Source organism: Niastella soli, assembly GCF_017742245.1.
GTDB classification, from domain to species: Bacteria; Bacteroidota; Bacteroidia; order Chitinophagales; family Chitinophagaceae; genus Niastella; species Niastella soli.
On sequence record NZ_JAGHKO010000011.1, the window covers coordinates 419808 to 433477 of the forward strand.

Genomic DNA, 13670 nt, shown 5'->3' on the forward strand with positions numbered 1-13670 from the left:
CAAGTTTTGATTTTAATCAATGTGGTAAATACATATTGTTGCTGAATATTATCTACTGTTTACGATTAGCTGCTTGATGATATTCAATTAAAAGGCGGGCAAAGCCGGAGATTGGTTATTTTATTATTTATAAACTCTTCAATTATTTATGTTGTTAAAATATCCCAATAACTGATTGGAAGTTGTTCAAGGCCTGGAATATCCGGTTGATTAAATTCTATAAGTAAGCCTGAATGGTTGAAAGATTTTTATCGGTCACAAAAGTTGTATTTCCATGCTACACCTTACTACTCCTGTATTGATTCGGCGACATGCCCATTAACTTGGTAAACAACCTGGTAAAATAATAGGGGTCTTCAATGCCCAGTTTATCCGCGATCTCTTTTACCCGCAGTTCAGTAAAATGCAAATACTGACAGGCCAGCTGTATTTTCAGATGATTAAAATATTCTATTGGTGCAAACCCCGTCTTTTTGCGGAACAACGCTGAATAATGCGATGCGGAAAAATTCACCGATTTGGCAATAGCTTCCAGTGACAAAGATTGGGCTATATGCTGTTGCATAAAACTAATGGACAATTCAACGGGATCATCGGCATGGGCCTTCTCTGCCAGGTTAAATTGATCGTCGTACAAAAACGTGCTGATATAATGATATAAACACATGTTGGCATAACTCAGGTTATCGTTCCCATAACCGCGTTCCAGACAGGCATACATATCATCAAAAAGATCAAGCCGTTTTTGTTTGAACGCCACCCGGCTGCTATAGCCGTTTATTTTTTGCTTAAACGACTCCACCATTTTTTTTGAGAGGGAACCGGTAAAATGGATCCAGTAGATTGTCCAGCTATCCTGTTCGCCGGAGGAATAGCTATGGGCCGCGCCTGCAGGTATGATAATGAATGAACCGGGCTGTAGCTCATAACTGTTTTTCAATACCTGTACTTTGCCTTTGCCTTCCAGGCAATAAATAAGAATATGCTGATCACTGCCATGGGTGCGTTGCCGGTAATGGTATTTTGCTTTGGGATAATAACCGATATCGGTAATGTACAGGCCAGATGCAATGGTATTGCTGTTGCTGAATTCTGTCACGATCTTCCGGGGAAGCACAATGGACCGTTGGCCCTGAAAACCTTCTCGTTTTTTAGGTACAGGCATGGCAGGCAGTTTCTTAATTTGGCCTATAAATATAATTGATAAAAAGTACCCCTGAAAATAATATTGTCCATCAAATCCATAATAATCTCTATTTTCCTGCTAATTGCTAACCGGCATATTTGTATAATTATTTTCATACGATCAACCATGCTGCCATTTATGAAAATCAGTTGTTGCTGCTTATTATTTCTATTCAGTATATTATCTGTTTATGCCCAAACGGGCAGAAACAGCATCTCTTTGAACGGGAGCTGGCGGTTCATTTCCGATTCAACCAATACGGGCAACGCCAGGAACTGGGCCGCAGGTTTGCCAGCCAATGCTACGCTTGTTCAGGTGCCCCATACCTGGAATGTAATGAAGGGGCTGGAAGACTATAGCGGATTGGCCTGGTATGAAAAAACGTTTAATATTTCTGCACAAAATCGCCATAAACAACTACGGTTAAAATTCGATGCGGTATATCATGATGCCATTATCTACCTGAACGGTGAGCAACTGGCCACCCATACCAATGCCGGGTACACAACATTTTATGTGGATGTTACCAGGCAGGTTAAATACGGCTCGCCTAATAAACTGGTGGTATCAGTAAGTAATGCATTTTCTGCAAACAACCTGCCTTATAAACAAAAGTTCGACTGGTGTAACGATGGCGGCATCATTCGTGGCGTAAGCCTGCAGGTAACTGGTAAGCCTTCCATTCGATATGTGCATATAACTCCCGAGATCAACTTTACCGATTCAACCGCCAAAGCACAACTGGGTCTGAAATTGTGGGAGCATGATGTAAATGAAGTGCAGGCTGTTGTTCGCATCAATGAAAAACGCTCGGGAAAGAATGTGCTTACCCAGCCTGTATCCCTGACCAGATCGGGTGATGATCTTAACGCATCCCTTGATCTGGGCAAAGTGCACCTCTGGCATTTTAATGATCCCTTCCTGTATCAGGTAGAGGTTACGCTGCTGCAAAACAATCAACCTACGGACCAGGTAACCCAAACTTTTGGTTGCCGAAAAGTTGAATTGCGTGGACCACAACTTTTTCTGAACAATGAAGCCGTGCGTTTGCCGGGATTGGAGTACATGCCATCGAGCCATCCGGCTTATGGCAGCGCAGAACCGCATTGGGTAATGGATTCTGTAGCCAGGATGTTTAAAGACCTGAATGTGACCATCAGCCGGTTTCATTGGCAGGTTGATGAGTATATGCTGGACCAACTGGATGAAAAGGGTATTCTGCTACAGGCTGAAATTCCCTGGTGGCAGCAACCGGCGCGTTTAACACCGCAACTGGAAGAGGTGGCCCGTCAACAATTTACTGAAATGATCGAGCGGGATTATAACCATCCCTGCATTTTTGCCTGGGGCATCAGCAATGAAGTGCATGGCGATGGTCGTGATCCGGAGCAATACAAAAGATTAAAACAGTTTGTACAATCACAGGATAGTTCCCGGCTGGTAAATGTGGTTTCGAATGAAACGTTCCGGCGTAAACAAAACGATGAATCGTTTATCGGCGATCTGCCTACCTGGAATGAATACATTGGCACCTGGTTTGGCAAGAACACCCAGGAACTGCCTGCTTATTTTGCCGAAATTGAAAGCTGTATGGGTGACCGGGCTTTACTGATCACTGAAAATGGTTTGTGTGAACCACGTTTTGCCGGTGGCGATCTTCGAAGGATCGAAGACATGAGCTACCATTATCAGGAGTGGGCCAAACGAAAATACATTGTGGGCTGTATATATTTTTGTTTGAACGATTACCGTACACAAATGGGGGAAGATGGTTCGGATAATTATAAAGCCCGCATTCACGGTATTACTGATATGTATTTTAAAAAGAAAGCGTCTTACTATGTATTCAAACAACTGGCTTCCCCCATCCTAATAACCAATGTAAAGAAATTGAACGATAGCACGGTGCAGGTGCTGTTGCAGAATAAAGATCAGTTGCCATCCTATACCGTTCGGGATTTTTTGGTTACCTGGCCGAATGGCAGGAATAAAATGGTACAACAAAAACTGCCAACGCTAAAACCGGGTGAAACTGCTACTATTACTTTGACTGATATGAACGCCCGGGCCGGTTTTGATATTTGTACGCCGGCTGGTTACCGGGTGATCAGTTATCCATTTGTTCATTAAAAGAATTATCACAACAATTGTTTGCCATGATCCAACATCGTTTTAATGCGAGTTATATTATAGCTATATCTTTTATTTCAGCGCTGGGTGGTTATTTGTTTGGATTCGATTTTGCTGTGATCTCCGGTGCCCTACCGTTCTTACGGACTACCTTTAGTTTAACACCTGCCTGGGAGGGCATTCTAACCGGCTCGCTGGCCCTGGGTTGTATTGTGGGTTGTTTAATTGCCGGTTCCCTCGCCGACAGGTATGGCCGCAGACCTGGTTTAATGACAGCCGCCATCATCTTTGCTTTGTCTTCAATAGGCATGGCTTTATCCGATTCCCTGAAAATTTTTATGACCATGCGTTTTGCCGCCGGTATAGGCGTGGGCATGGCTTCCATGTTAAGTCCCATGTACATTGCGGAAATCTCACCAGCAGCTGTTCGTGGTCGCAATGTGGCCATTAACCAGCTTACCATTGTAATTGGGATCCTGATCACCAACCTGGTGAATTATCTGCTGGCCGATAATGGGGCCAATGCCTGGCGATGGATGTTTGGCCTGGGCGTCGTGCCTTCTTTGTTTTTTCTGATCGGTGTGATCTGGTTGCCTGAAAGTCCACGCTGGTTGATGCAGGCGAACCAACATGTGAAAGCAAGACACATTTTAGCCAAAATTGGGAATGCCGATTATGCGGAACATACAGTAACAGATATAAAAAGATCGTTGCAGGGGGCATCCACTGTTTCCCTGGCTGGTCTTTGGTCTCCCGCCGTACGCAGGTTTTTAATTCCGGGAATAATACTCGCTGTGTTCCAACAGTTCTGTGGCATGAATGTGGTGTTTAATTATACTTCCACCATTTTTGAATCGGTCGGCGCCAATCTCAATCAGCAATTGTTTGAAACGGTTTCTATTGGAGTGGTAAACCTGGTATTTACCGTGCTGGCTATGTGGCAGGTAGATAAAATGGGTCGCAAACCTTTGATGTTAGCGGGTGCTGCTGGTCTTTCAGTCTTACATATTGTGCTTGCTTTGTTATTGCAAAATCAGGCAGCCGCTGGTATTGTTTCTGTTTTTGTGTTGATTGCCATTTCCCTGTATGCCACTTCGCTGGCGCCCGTTACCTGGGTGTTGATCGCGGAAATATTTCCCAATCACATCAGGGCCCGGGCTACCACCGTGGCCGTCGTGTCTTTATGGGCGGCTTATTTTGTGCTGGTATCTACCTTTCCTACACTGGTCAGTAAATTAGGCGCATATGTTCCGTTCTATATCTATGCCGGTATTTGTTTATTAGGTTTTCTGTTTATACGCTTCCGGATAACCGAAACGAAAGGGAAGACTCTGGAAGAAATAAGTAGCTATCATTAAGACCTGTAAGGTGCATCATTTGAGCTTGCTTTAGCTGTGGGTTGATTTGCATCCCGATTCATCGGGGTCTGTTCATCACGCTGGCCCGGCAAGTTCAAAAGTCAGACCTTACAGGTCTGCATAATATTAATTATATAATAACACAATCAAAAATAATGTCTAGTTCAAGCGTTAAAGTGTGGCAGGAAAACGTGGCCATCCCTACCTATGGGATAGGGGCTCCCGATAAAAACCCGATGTTCTTTGAGAAAAGGGTGTATCAGGGGAGTAGCGGTGTAGTGTATCCGCATCCCGTAATTGAAAAGATCTATGATGAAAAGCAAGATAAGGTCTACAATGGGTTGTTCCTCGAAAACGAGTATTTGAAAATAATGGTGCTGCCTGAATTGGGTGGGCGTGTTCAAATGGCATATGATAAAATAAAGCAGCGGCATTTTATATATTACAACCAGGTAATAAAACCCGCGCTGGTGGGTTTGTGTGGTCCCTGGATCTCTGGTGGTATTGAATTCAATTGGCCACAACACCATCGCCCCAGTACTTTTGAAGCGGTTGACTGGTCAATTGAAGAACATGAAGATGGCAGTAAAACCATTTGGGTGAATGAAGTGGAGCGGATGTTCCGCACCAAAGGCATGGCCGGTTTTACGCTGCATCCCGGTAAGGCGTATCTCGAAATAAAAGCACAATTATATAACCGTACGCCATTACCGCAAACGTTTTTATGGTGGGCCAATCCGGCGGTAAAAGTGAATGATGATTACCAAAGCGTTTTTCCACCCGATGTAAATGCGGTGTTCGATCATGGTAAACGCGATGTGTCTACTTTTCCAATAGCAACAGGCACCTATTACAAAGTAGATTACTCACCGGGCACAGATATTTCCCGATATAAGAATATTCCGGTCCCCACTTCTTACATGGCCATCAACTCCGATTATGATTTTGTGGGTGGTTACGAACATGATACCCAAGCCGGAGTATTGCATGTGGCCAATCACCATGTGTCGCCGGGAAAAAAACAATGGACCTGGGGGTATAGTGATTTTGGGGTGGCCTGGGACCGTAACCTTACTGATGAAGATGGTCCGTATATTGAATTGATGACCGGCGTATTTACTGATAACCAGCCCGACTTCTCCTGGTTAATGCCTTATGAGGAAAAGACCTTTACCCAGTATTTTATGCCTTACCGCGAACTGGGACTGGTAAAGAATGCCAGCAAAGACCTGCTGGTGAATATTGAGAAATACAATGCAAGCCTGGTCATAAAATTGTTTGCTACCTCTATACAGAAGGGGCTTACGTTACAGCTGTTTAATAGCGCGGGTGAAAAAATATTGAGCGAAGTGATTGATGTGTCGCCTGAAGAGTTATATACTACTTCTATAACAGTAGAGAAAGAAACAACTGCCGGCAATGTGTTGTTTGTTCTTACCAATGCAGCCGGTAAGGAAATCCTTCGGTATGAACCGGTGAAGAACAGAATAAATGAAATGCCGCAGCCGGCCAAAGCAGCGTTACCACCGGCAGCCGTTGCCAATAATGAACAATTGTTTCTGACCGCACAACACCTGGAACAATACCGCCATGCTACCTACAGTCCCGTGCCTTATTATGAAGAGGCCTTGCGTCGCGATGCAGGTGATTTTCGTAGTAACAATGCATTGGGTGCCTGGTACCTGCGGCGCGGACAGATTGCAAAAAGCGAACCCTATTTTAGAACAGCCATTGCTACCGGTACGCAACGGAATCCCAACCCGTACGACAGCGAGCCCTATTATAACCTGGGTCTTTCCCTGCAATACCAGCAACGATATAAAGAAGCATATGAAGCCTTTTATAAAGCAACATGGAGCAGCGCCTGGCAAAGCAGCGCGTTTTTCTCCCTTGCACAGCTCGATCTGTTACAAGGCGATCCCGGTAATGCGGTGAACCATGCGCAATTGTCGCTCGACCGGAATATGGGTAATTGCAAAGCCTGGGCATTGAAAGCGGCAGCTTATAATGAGCTGCAACAACGTAAACGCGCCTTGCAGGTTTGTGCAGAAGGGCTGCAACGAGATGCATTCAATCTTTCCCTGTATGTAGAACAATATAAAGCCAATGAGGCATTGGGAGATAGAGCAGCCGCACAGCAGGCATTGGAACTGTTACAACACCATGCGCGGGGTTATGTACATAATTACATTGAATATGCATTGGATTATGCAGCGAGTGGTTTATTTGAAGACGCTATTCAATTACTACAACACTACGTTGATAATACCAGAGAGCCGGTATATCCCATGGTATGGTATTACCTGGGCTGGTTGCATTACGTAAAAAACGACCAGGAAAAAGCAGTTGGTTTCTTTACCCTGGGCGCTAACGCTGACAGCCAGACCTGTTTCCCTAACCGGCTGGAAGATATAGCCGTGCTGCAACTGGCTTCCACCCTCAACCCCAAAGATGCCAAAGCGCCGTATTATCTGGCCAATCTGTGGTACGATAAAAGACAGTATGAAGAAGCTATAGCCCAATGGGAGTTGTCGGCCCAACGGGATGATAAATTTCCCACTGTATTCCGTAACCTGGGCATCGCTTATTTCAACAAACAACAGGATCACTCAAAGGCACTGGCCTGTTATGAAAAAGCCTTTGCATTGGATACAAGTGATGCACGCGTACTGATGGAGCTGGACCAAATGTATAAACGATTAAATAAAGACGTAGTAACACGCCTGCAGTTGCTGGAAAAACATTTATCTGTGGTAGAACAACGGGATGATCTGTACCTGGAACGGGCATCCCTGTACAACTTCGTTGGTCAATATGAAAAAGCTTATCAACTGATCATGGACAGGCAATTTCATCCATGGGAGGGGGGCGAAGGGAAAGTATCGGCGCAATACCAGTTCAGTTTAATTGAGGTTGCAAAAAAATGCCTCCAGGCAAAGGATTATGAAAAAGCGATCTGGTTGTTACAACAGGCACAGGAGTTTCCGCATAACCTGGGAGAAGGCAAGTTGTATGGCGCGCAGGAAAATGACATCTATTACTGGTTGGGAATGGGATATATGGGATTAGGGAATAGTGGAAAAGGGATGGAATGCTTCGCCAGGGCAACGAATGGGTTATCACAACCCAGTGCTGCCTTATTCTACAATGATCAACAACCCGACAAGATCTTTTACCAGGGAATGGCCTGGCAACAACTCGGTAATAAAGAGCAGGCAGCTGCCATTTTTAATAGCCTGATCGAATATGGTAGGGCACACCGGGAAGATGACATCAGGATCGATTACTTCGCTGTGTCGTTACCAGATCTGCTGATCTTTGATGTTGACCTCAATACCCGCAATAAGATCCATTGTGATTATCTGTCTGCCCTGGGATTTTTGGGATTGGGAGATACCCTGGGCGCGAAGGCATGTTTTGAACGGGTATTGGCGAATGATAATATGCATTTTGGTGCTAAGATCCATTTGGCGATGATATAGAGGTGGGTCGCCTTTCAAAGGCGGCTCACCTTGAAAGGGTGAGCCGCTCTTTAAGAGCGACCCACCCTTGGGCTTTTAACTAAAGAGGTACTTAATATCATCTTCTGTCAATGACTTAACAAACCCTTCGTCTTCAGAGATCAATTCCTCGGCCAGTTGTTTTTTATGCTGTTGCAGCGAAATGATCTTTTCCTCGATGGTGTCTTTGCAGATCATCTTGTAAGCAAAGACATTCTTGGTTTGTCCAATACGATGAGTACGGTCAATGGCCTGTTGTTGTACCGCAGTATTCCACCAGGGATCGAACAGGATCACATAGCTGGCGGCGGTAAGGTTCAAACCAGCATTACCTGCTTTTAAGCTGATCAAAAATACATTGGTAGTATTGTTGGGGTCCTGGAACTGATTGACCAGGTCCTGCCGTTTTTCAGGCGGCGTTGATCCGTCAAGGTGATAATAGGCTATCCCTTGCTCGCGGCAGTTTTCAGCCAGCAGGTTCAGCATACTGGTAAATTGGGAGAACACCAGCACTTTATGATCTTTCAGGTTGTTTTGCAATTCATTCATCAGCAGATCGGTCTTTACCGAGTCGTTGCAGGTTTGTTCTTCGCTGGGCAACAACAACGGTGAGTTACAGATCTGACGCAGCTTTAACATGCCTTGTAAAACTGCCAGCTTGCTTTTATTAAGCCCTTCCTGCTCAATGTTCAGGAATACGCTTTGGCGAATGCTGTCCTTTATTTCGTCGTACAAACGTTTTTGGGCCATGCTCATTTCGCACCACATTACCATTTCGGTCTTGGCTGGCAGATCGCCGGCTACCTGTTCCTTGGTCCTGCGCAAAACGAATGGCGCCGTGATCCGTTGCAGGGTTTTGATCTTATCGGTATCGCGGCGGTGATCGATGGCATCGGCATATTCACGTCTGAAAAATTCCCTGCTGCCAAAGATGCCAGGTAACAGGAAGTTCAATTGTGCATACAGATCAAAGGTATTATTCATGACCGGGGTACCGCTCAGTGCAACACGGAAACCGGATTGTAGTCTTTCCACTGCCTTTGTGATCTGTGCTGCCGGGTTTTTGATATTATGGCTTTCATCCAGCACGACGGTGCCGAAGTTGATCGTGCACATTTCCTCAATATCCTGGCGCACGGTACCATAACTGGTAATGATCACCTGGAAATCGCCCATGGCTGCCTCCTGCACCGCGCGGTTGGCGCCATGATAGATCAGCACCTTCACATGCGGGGCAAATTTTTGCAACTCCTGCGACCAGTTATAAATAAGCGAGGAAGGACAAACGATCAGGTGACGCTGGGTAGCTTTTTCATGCAGCTGATGGGTTAACACACTGATCGTTTGCAGTGTTTTACCTAACCCCATATCATCTGCCAGACACGCGCCTGCGCCTGCTTCGGCCAGCAGCAACATCCATTCAAATCCTTTCTGCTGATAGGGGCGCAGTTTTGCATTGATCACAGCAGGTACTTCATATACCGTTTCACCATCCTTTTGCCACAATTGCCATTTTTCCAGCCAGCTATTGTGTAACGTAGGTTTCAAAACAGAGGAGCCATCGGCTGCTTCTTCTTCGCTAAATGCCAGCCAGCGGGGAACCTGTATTTCCTTTCCGGAAATTTTTCCATGGCGAATGATGGTGCCATAGGTTTGCAACCACTCATCGTTTAAAATGCCCAGCGAACCATCCTGTAAAAGGATAGCGCGTTGTCCGGCCTGTACGATCTTTTGCACTTCCACCAACGATACTTCTTCTTCGCCAAATGAAATGATCATCTGGAGAACCAGCGCGTCGGTCACTTCAGTTTTTATGGTAACGTCTGCCTGGATCTTATGCTGTGAATACCGGAAATGTTGCAGCATATCCATCCCAATTACCTGGATGTTCAGATCGAGCAGTTTGTGATATACTTTCAGGAACCATTGTTTTTTCTGGGCCTCTTCAAAGGACAGGTAATAGTATCCGTTCAGCTGTTTGCCAAAATTAGGGTGCAGGTCTTCCAGCAATTGCCACAGCGCTTTTTCATCCTGCTGATTGCGATAGATAGCATATGACTGGCCATTACGGGTTATGTCATAGGTCTCTTTCCAGGGGCCTTCAATGATAAATCCATCGTAATCCCATTGTGGCGTTAACACCAGGAACGACTGGCTGATCTCACTCAGCATAACCCGGTTCACCGGGGTAATGCGTAACTCATTTTTCTCGAACAGATTATTGCGATTAACCGGATAATCTGTTTCCAGTTTGGCCAGGATGTTCTCTCCCAGTTCAGCGGGCTGATGGCTGTATTGTTGTGGATCGTTTTCCTTCAGCCATTCCAGCGTTTGATAATCTTTAAAAGAAAGAATAAAGTATTCGTTTCCGCTCAATAACAGGAACTGGAAACGACTGAACTCACCCAGTGTATAGGGCGTTCCGTTTATGGAGATAATAGTATTTAACTGAAGACCGGTCCCGTTTTTCACCACCTCGAATTCCAGTTTCGGTTTAAAGGTGCTGAAGCTGCCCGGCGCTGTTTTAAAACTTCCTTTTTCACCGGGTATTTTGTGATACCATTTTACCAGGGCGGCAAATGGTTTCATTCTTTCCAGATGTTCGTGCAACCGGCGGCTAATGGCAGATTTGGAATATACCTCATAAGAAACACCCGCGCGTTGCAGCGTGAACTTTTTCTGAACATCCTCTTTCATGAGGGTAATCTTCTCTTTTCCGAAGATCAGCAGCACGTCTTTCACTTCTTTGGGAAGCTTGGGGAAGTTCTTGTTTAATTCGGAACTGTTCAACTCACTGTTTACATATTTGGGAACACCCTTTTCTTTGGTGATCTGTAAACATTCCATCAGGTTATGATCTGACAATAAACGATGAGGCTGAAACAATAACACATTTTTCTGATCGCTTTTTGTAGATATCATTTGCGCTAAATTACATTATAGGGTAATTGGCAAAAATAGGGGCGTAGGGGCATTTGTGCACAACAGTTTTTGCACAATTTGTGGATAGAAAAGCAGTATGACATTTAGTCGGAATTACGTGCTAAATACGCTAACTTAAATTCCAAAACGACTGCTATGCAAGTTTCTTTCGATACCAGGACTACTGCACAAACTGGCAGTTCCTCATCGGCTGCTAATTTATTCGGCATTTCATTGATCGCGGCCCTTGCCGGTTTTATTTTTGGGTTCGATACGGTAGTGATATCCGGGGCCAATTTGCCTATTAAAGAATTATGGCATACTACGCCCTGGTTTCACGGTTTTTTCATTATGTCCATGGCTTTGTGGGGTACTGTAGCCGGGGCGTTGCTGGGTGGCTGGCCCACCCAAAAATATGGGCGCAAAAAGGTGTTGTTGTGGATAGGCATTTTCTTCAGTATCTCGGCCCTGGGTTCGGCACTGGCGAATGATCCGTACGTGTTTTCTTTTTTCCGTTTTATCGGTGGTTTGGGCATTGGGGTTTCTTCAGTGGCAGCACCTACGTATGTGTCGGAGATCTCCACGCCTTCGACAAGAGGACGGCTCGTAGCCATGTATCAGTTTAATATTGTATTTGGCATCCTGGTGGCATTCCTTTCCAATTATTTTTTACAGGGTGTGGGCGGTAATAACGACTGGCGTTGGATGTTGGGCGTTATGGCCATCCCTTCCCTTATCTATACCTTGATGGTATTAAGTATTCCTGAAAGCCCGCGCTGGCTGGTAGCCGTAAAGCGGGATACCAATACTGCCAGAAATGTAATGGCACGGTTGGGCATGAACAACATCGATGAAGAAATAGCCCTGATCACAGCCAGCGTGCAACATGAATCGGGTGGAACGAATGCCGATCGTAACAGTCGTCGCTTTTTCAGCAGAAAGTATTCAGCCATTCTTTGGCTGGCGTTTATGGTCGCCTTTTTTAACCAGTGGTCGGGGATCAATTTTATTTTATACTATGCGCCGGAGATCCTGAGCCGGGCCGGCCTGGCAGCCCGGGAATCTTTATTCAACTCTATTGCTATTGGCGGCACTAATCTGCTTTTCACTTTTTTGGGTCTGTACCTGATTGACAGACTGGGAAGAAAAACGTTGCTGATCATTGGTTCTGTAGGATATATTGTGAGTCTGGCCATGGTAGCCTGGTGCTTTTATGCACAAGCCAGCGCCGGCATGTTGATGGTGTTTTTGTTATTGTTCATTGCAGCACATGCCATAGGACAGGGTGCGGTGATCTGGGTGTTCATATCTGAAATATTTCCCAATAAAGTACGGGCAATGGGACAATCGTTTGGTGCCAGTGTGCATTGGGTATTTGCAGCATTAATTACGCTTATAACGCCTGTATTCCTGGATGAAAAGGATGGGATCTTCAAAGATAATCCCTGGCCCATCTTTGCCTTTTTTGCATTTATGATGGCGTTGCAATTGATCTGGGTGCTGAGCAAGGTGCCGGAGACGAAGGGCGTGTCGTTGGAGGAGCTGGAGCGGAAGCTGGTTAAGGAAGGGCAATAGGCATTGGCATTGGGCAAGGGGCAACCAGGTAAATAGAGGGTTGCCCTTTACAAGGTGCCGGTTATTTAGTTATTAGGTTGTTAGGTTCTTGAGTTGGTAAGTTATTAAGTTAGTAAGTTATCGCGAGTCATAACCCAATAACCCAATAACCCAATAACCCAATAACCCAATAACCCAATAACCCAATAACCCAATAACTAAAGAACTTAAAAACTTGTATTCCTGATCAACTTAAATTTTCTCCCCTCTGCCTTTATTCATGCAACCGTTTGCGTGAAAATTATGATTTTCCATAGGGAATTAATAGCTTTAAGCAGCATTTGCTAGGCTCTTGTGATCTTGGATGTGGAAACTGAAAAGCCTAAAACCAAACTGTTGCTAACTGCTGTGATACAAGCCACCGACACTGAACTGCTTGATTTGCTTACCCTGGATAACAGAGATGCGTTCAATACCCTGTATGACCGCTATTGGGAGCTCTTATACAATGCAGCGTACAAGCGATTGAAAGATAAAGAACAATGCAAGGATATTATACAGGATGTGTTTATTGATCTGTGGTGCAGAAGGGGACAGGTGACTATCAGTAACATAAAAGCCTACCTGTTGACTGCCGTTCGCTTTCAGATCTATAAGCTGGTTGCCAAAGAAAAAGCAGGTCCCGCCTTTTTTGAATTGTATGAAACCATTGCCTCGTCTACATCCGGTGCAGAAGGAACATTGATTGAAAAAGAATTCCTGGACCATGTAAAAGCCTGGATCGATGAACTGCCCGAAAAAAAACGTACTATGTTTTTATTACATACGCAGTACGATAAATCTACTAAAGAGATCGCTAACGAGTTGAGCCTTTCCCAGAAAACAGTCCAGAACCAATTGGGTTCCATCATTTACCGCTTACGTTTACATATTGCCCACTTCTTTATGATGTTATAACATTGCTCAAGCCTCCCCTCCGTAGGTGCGGGGGAGGCCAAAAAAATCTTTCAGTCACGAGGG

7 protein-coding genes are annotated in these 13670 nt (G+C 45.0%); 5 read left to right on the forward strand and 2 right to left on the reverse strand.

Going from position 1 to position 13670, the window contains the following annotated elements:
- Window positions 1–277: 277 nt before the first annotated feature.
- Window positions 278–1165, reverse strand: a complete 888-nt coding sequence (locus tag J7I42_RS27730; protein ID WP_209142342.1) for an AraC family transcriptional regulator — start codon at window positions 1163–1165, stop codon at window positions 278–280.
- 159 nt (window positions 1166–1324) lie between these two features.
- On the opposite strand from J7I42_RS27730, the gene J7I42_RS27735 reads away from it, so the two are divergent.
- The 3 genes from J7I42_RS27735 (at window position 1325) to J7I42_RS27745 (ending at window position 8156) form a co-directional block, all read left to right on the forward strand.
- Entirely contained in the window at window positions 1325–3316 is a 1992-nt protein-coding gene (locus tag J7I42_RS27735) for a glycoside hydrolase family 2 protein (RefSeq protein ID WP_209142344.1), read from the forward strand.
- Between the two features lie 26 nt (window positions 3317–3342).
- Entirely contained in the window at window positions 3343–4674 is a 1332-nt protein-coding gene (locus J7I42_RS27740) for a sugar porter family MFS transporter (protein WP_209142346.1), read from the forward strand.
- A 155-nt stretch (window positions 4675–4829) separates the two neighbouring features.
- Window positions 4830–8156 (forward strand): tetratricopeptide repeat protein, encoded by a 3327-nt coding sequence (locus J7I42_RS27745; RefSeq protein ID WP_209142348.1) that lies wholly within the window; start codon window positions 4830–4832, stop codon window positions 8154–8156.
- 75 nt (window positions 8157–8231) lie between these two features.
- On the opposite strand, the gene J7I42_RS27750 is transcribed toward J7I42_RS27745, so the two are convergent.
- The gene (locus J7I42_RS27750) at window positions 8232–11096 is read right to left on the reverse strand and encodes a DEAD/DEAH box helicase (RefSeq protein ID WP_209142350.1); all 2865 of its coding nucleotides are present in this window, start codon (window positions 11094–11096) and stop codon (window positions 8232–8234) included.
- 156 nt (window positions 11097–11252) lie between these two features.
- Between J7I42_RS27750 and J7I42_RS27755 the strand changes: the two genes are divergently transcribed.
- Both J7I42_RS27755 and J7I42_RS27760 read left to right on the forward strand, forming a co-directional pair.
- On the forward strand, window positions 11253–12671 hold the full coding sequence (locus tag J7I42_RS27755) for a sugar porter family MFS transporter (protein ID WP_209142352.1): 1419 nt from the start codon (window positions 11253–11255) through the stop codon (window positions 12669–12671).
- 375 nt (window positions 12672–13046) lie between these two features.
- On the forward strand, window positions 13047–13607 hold the full coding sequence (locus J7I42_RS27760) for an RNA polymerase sigma factor (RefSeq protein ID WP_209142354.1): 561 nt from the start codon (window positions 13047–13049) through the stop codon (window positions 13605–13607).
- Window positions 13608–13670 lie beyond the last annotated feature (63 nt).